This window comes from Cellulomonas rhizosphaerae, from assembly GCF_003470205.1.
Lineage (GTDB): Bacteria > Actinomycetota > Actinomycetes > Actinomycetales > Cellulomonadaceae > Cellulomonas > Cellulomonas rhizosphaerae.
The window spans coordinates 1-3,628 of the sequence record NZ_QWKP01000056.1; the positions used below are offsets into that span (position 1 = coordinate 1).

4 protein-coding genes and 1 pseudogene are annotated in these 3,628 nt (G+C 72.1%); 1 reads left to right on the top strand and 4 read right to left on the bottom strand.

The window, feature by feature from the left end:
* Positions 1 to 355, top strand: a pseudogene (locus D1825_RS00795) (hypothetical protein); the annotation flags it as partial.
* Between the two features lie 5 nt (positions 356 to 360).
* Here D1825_RS00795 and D1825_RS00800 read toward each other — a convergent pair.
* From D1825_RS00800 to glyA, 4 genes are all read right to left on the bottom strand, one after another.
* Positions 361 to 1,173 (bottom strand): exodeoxyribonuclease III, encoded by an 813-nt coding sequence (locus tag D1825_RS00800; RefSeq protein WP_118765628.1) that lies wholly within the window; start codon positions 1,171 to 1,173, stop codon positions 361 to 363.
* Positions 1,174 to 1,263: 90 nt separating this feature from the next.
* A complete protein-coding gene (locus D1825_RS00805) occupies positions 1,264 to 1,749 on the bottom strand; it encodes a VOC family protein (protein WP_118765629.1) in 486 nt (161 codons plus the stop codon).
* Positions 1,750 to 1,830: 81 nt separating this feature from the next.
* Positions 1,831 to 2,718: a bifunctional methylenetetrahydrofolate dehydrogenase/methenyltetrahydrofolate cyclohydrolase gene (locus D1825_RS00810; protein WP_118765630.1), complete on the bottom strand. Its 888-nt coding sequence runs from the start codon at positions 2,716 to 2,718 to the stop codon at positions 1,831 to 1,833.
* Between the two features lies 1 nt (position 2,719).
* On the bottom strand, positions 2,720 to 3,628 hold a 909-nt coding region (glyA, locus tag D1825_RS00815), incomplete at its 5' end, for a serine hydroxymethyltransferase (RefSeq protein WP_138067119.1).

Below are 3,628 nucleotides of genomic sequence, written 5' to 3' on the forward strand. Positions count from 1 at the left end.
CGTCGCGCAGGTGAGCTTCCGCCAGCGCGTGTGCCCGCCCCCGCTGCTGGGCCGGATGAACGCGTCGATCCGGTTCATCGTGTGGGGCTGCATGCCGATCGGCGGGCTGCTCGGCGGCTGGCTCGGCACGCACGTGGGCATCGAGCCGACGCTGTGGATCGCCGTCGGCGTATCCGGCGCGGCGACGCTGCCCGTGCTGCTCGGCCCGTTCCTCGGCATGCGCGATCTGCCGGGAGCGCCCGACGCACCGTCGGACGACGACGAGCCGTCCGACGACGAGGGTCCGGACGAGACCACCGTCGCGGCAGCCTCCACCGTCCCGACCGAGGCCCCGCGCACGTCACCCGTCGACTGAGTGCCTCACAGGTCGTACTCGACCACCAGGGGCGCGTGGTCGGAGAACCGCTCGGCGTACGTCGCGGCCCGGTCGACGCTCACGCTCACCGCGGCGTCCGCGAGCTCGGGCGTCGCGAGCTGGTAGTCGATGCGCCAGCCGGCGTCGTTGTCGAACGCCGCCCCGCGCCAGGACCACCAGGTGAACGGCCCCGGCCCTTCGCCCCCGAGCTCGCGACCGAGGTCCCGCCACCCCAGGTCGTCGAACCAGCGGTCGAGGTAAGCACGCTCGCGCGGCAGGAAGCCCGCCGACTTGAGGTTGCCCTTCCAGTTCTTGATGTCCGCCTCGCGGTGCGCGATGTTCAGGTCCCCCGCGACGACCGCGTAGCCGCCGTCCTCGGCGATGTCCGCGAGGCGGGCCGTGACGTGGTCGAGGAACGCGTACTTCTCGTCCATCGACGGCTGGCCGACCGTGCCGGAGTGGATGTACGTCGAGACCACCGTGACCGTGCGGGCCGGCGCGCCCTCGTGCGCGGCGAGCTCGAGGTCGGCCTCGACCCACCGCCCCGTGTCCCCCGTGACGCCCGTCTTCATGCCGATCCGCACCGCGCTCATCGGCAGCCGCGAGGCGATCGCGACGCCCGCGCGGCCCTTGGTCTCGCTCGCCTCGTGCGCGAGGTGCCAACCGTCGGCCGCGAGGTGGTCGGCGAGGATCTCGTCCGACGCACGGACCTCCTGCAGCAGCAGCACGTCGGGCGTGCGCTGCTCGAGCCAGGTGTCCATCCCCCGGCGGAAGGCGGCACGGATGCCGTTGACGTTGACGCTTGCGATCGTGAGCACCCGCTCATCCAACCCCACGCCACCGACATCGACGGCACGCGCTCACGGCCCGCGGACGAGCTCCCCGCAGTCGCCTCCGGAGTGCCGTCCTCACACCCCCCGGTAGGCCGCCTCGAGCGCGGCGATGTCCAGCTTCACCTGCGTGAACATCACCGCGGTCGCGCGAGCGGCTCCCTCCGGGTCAGCGTCGGGCGAGAGCGTCCACTCGATCAGCTGGCGTGGCACCACCTGCCAGGTGAGCCCGAACCGGTCGGTCAGCCAGCCGCACTGCAGCTCGGTCCCGCCGCCCTCGAGCAACGCGTCCCAGTAGCGGTCGACCTCCTCCTGGGTGTCGCAGTCGACGACCATGGAGAACGCCTCGTTGAGCTGGAAGTGCGGGCCGGCGGACAGCGCCTCGACCGGCTGTCCGTCGAGGACGAAGTGCACGACGAACGGGTCGCCCTTCTTGGCCCCGGGCATGTCCGACGGCGCGAGCAGGACGTCGGTGATCGAGGAGTTCGGGAAGATCGACACGTAGTACTGCGCAGCCTCGAGCGCGTTGGAGTCGAACCAGAGGTGCGGGTGGACGATGCCCATCACGGGCCCCCTTCGGCCGGGCCGGGAACGACGATCGCCCCCGGGGAGTCCCCGAGGGCGATCTTCGTCGTTCCGTCCCCGTCAGGCCAGGCCTGACGCCCGCTCCGCCGAGTCGACCACGTTGCTGAGCAGCATCGCGCGGGTCATCGGGCCCACCCCACCCGGGTTGGGCGAGACCCAGGACGCGACCTCGAGCACGCTCGGGTCGACGTCGCCGACGACCCGGCTCTTGCCCGTCTCGGAGTCGACGACCCGCGAGACGCCGACGTCGATCACGACGGCCCCGGGCTTGACGATCTCCGAGGTGATGACCCCCTGCACGCCCGCCGCCGCGATGATGACGTCGGCGTTGCGGGTGTGCTCCGCGAGGTCCTCGGTGCCCGTGTGCGTCAGGGTCACGGTCGCGTTGACCTCGCGCCGCGTGAGCAGCAGGCCGATGGACCGGCCCACGGTCACGCCACGCCCGACGACGACCACGTCGGCACCGGCCAGCGAGATGTCGTGCCGCTCGATGAGCTCGATGATGCCCCGTGGCGTGCACGGCAGCGGGCTCGTGACCGGCTCGTTGACGCGCAGGACCAGGCGGCCCAGGTTGGTCGGGTGCAGGCCGTCGGCGTCCTTGTCGGGATCGACGAGCTCGAGCACCCGGTTGGTGTCGATGCCCTTCGGCAGCGGCAGCTGCACGATGAACCCGGTGCAGGCCGGGTCCTCGTTCAGGCGCCGCACCGCGGCCTCGATCTCCTCCTGGGTCGCGTCGGCGGGCAGGTCCTCGCGCAGCGAGGCGATGCCCACCTCCGCGCAGTCCTTGTGCTTGCCCGCGACGTACCACTGCGAGCCCGGGTCGTCGCCGACGAGCAGCGTGCCGAGCCCGGGGGTGATCCCCCGCTCGGCCAGCGCGGCCACCCGGGTGGTGAGCTCGGCCTTGATGCTCGCCGCGGTCGCCTTGCCGTCCAGGACCTGTGCCGTCATCTCAGTACTGCTCCAGGCCGGCGTACAGCGGGAACGCGTTCGCGAGCGTGGCGACGCGGGCGCGCAGGGACTCGACGTCGGCGGCCTCGCCCGCGACGAGGGTCTGCGCGATGATCTCGGCGACCTCCGTGAACTCGGCGTCGCCGAAGCCGCGGGTCGCGAGCGCGGGCGTGCCGATCCGCAGGCCGGACGTGACCATCGGCGGGCGCGGGTCGTTGGGGACCGCGTTGCGGTTGACCGTGATGCCGACCTCGTGCAGGAGGTCCTCGGCCTGCTTGCCGTCGATCGCCGCGTCGCGCAGGTCGACGAGGACCAGGTGCACGTCGGTGCCGCCGGAGCGGATCACGATGCCGGCGCCGGCGACGTCCGCCGCGGTGAGGCGCTCGGCCACGATCTGCGCGCCGCGAACCGTGCGCTCCTGGCGGTCCCGGAACTCGGGCGTGCCGGCGATCTTGAACGCGACGGCCTTGGCGGCGATCACGTGCATGAGCGGGCCGCCCTGCTGGCCCGGGAACACCGCCGAGTTGATCTTCTTGGCCAGGTCGGCGTCGTTCGTGAGGATGAAGCCCGAGCGGGGGCCGCCGATCGTCTTGTGCACCGTCGAGGACACGACGTGGGCGTGCGGCACGGGCGACGGGTGGATGCCCGCCGCGACGAGGCCCGCGAAGTGCGCCATGTCGACCCACAGGAGCGCGCCGACCTCGTCGGCGATCGCGCGGAACGCGGCGAAGTCGAGCGTGCGCGGGTAGGCGGACCAGCCGGCGATGATCACCTTGGGCTTGTGCTCGACCGCGAGCCGGCGCACCTCGTCCATGTCGACGAGCGACGTGGTCGGGTCCACGCCGTACGCGACGATGTTGTAGAGGCGGCCGGAGAAGTTGATCTTCATGCCGTGCGTGAGGTGGCCGCC

Bases quoted from the DNA above. Each gene is read 5' to 3' on its own strand.
- D1825_RS00810 (WP_118765630.1), bottom strand. From the start codon at position 2,718: ATGACGGCACAGGTCCTGGACGGCAAGGCGACCGCGGCGAGCATCAAG.
- D1825_RS00805 (WP_118765629.1), bottom strand. From the start codon at position 1,749: ATGGGCATCGTCCACCCGCACCTCTGGTTCGACTCCAACGCGCTCGAG.